Annotated in this window: 1 protein-coding gene; it reads left to right on the forward strand. The window is 46.3% G+C overall.

Going from position 1 to position 546, the window contains the following annotated elements:
- Positions 1-516: aminotransferase class I/II-fold pyridoxal phosphate-dependent enzyme (locus tag R8N49_RS29725; RefSeq protein ID WP_318190776.1), on the forward strand; the 516-nt coding region annotated here is incomplete at its 5' end.
- Positions 517-546: the final 30 nt, after the last annotated feature.

The raw sequence follows: 546 nt of genomic DNA on the forward strand, positions 1-546 counted from the left end.
GTGGTCATGGACGAAGCGTATATCGATTTTTGCCCTGAGGCGTCAACGGTGGATTTGTTAGCTCAATATCCAAATCTCGCGATTCTACGTACGTTATCAAAAGCGTTCGCGCTTGCAGGCTTACGTTGTGGTTTCACGCTTGCAAACGAGGAGCTAATCAACGTCCTACTTAAAGTCATCGCGCCGTACCCAGTACCAGTGCCTGTTGCTGAAATTGCGGTTCAAGCCTTGTCAGAAGCAGGTTTGGCTCGAGCGAAATTCCAAGTCCTCGACCTTAATGCAAACCGCGCTTATCTGCAGGTTGGTTTGTCGATGATTCCAGGATTGCAAGTTTTCGAAGGGTGGGGCAATTATCTATTGGTTAAATTCCCAGATGGTGATGCGCTGTTTAAAGCGGCGTGGGATACCGGAATCATTCTACGTAACTCACCAATTGAAAACTGCGTGCGTATAAGTGTTGGTAACCGCGACGAGTGTGAAAAGACACTGGGTTTCATTAGAAACTACTATTCATAAATAGAATTCTCAACGTTCTCGGTTTATGCC

It is taken from the genome of Vibrio sp. 1978, assembly GCF_033344345.1.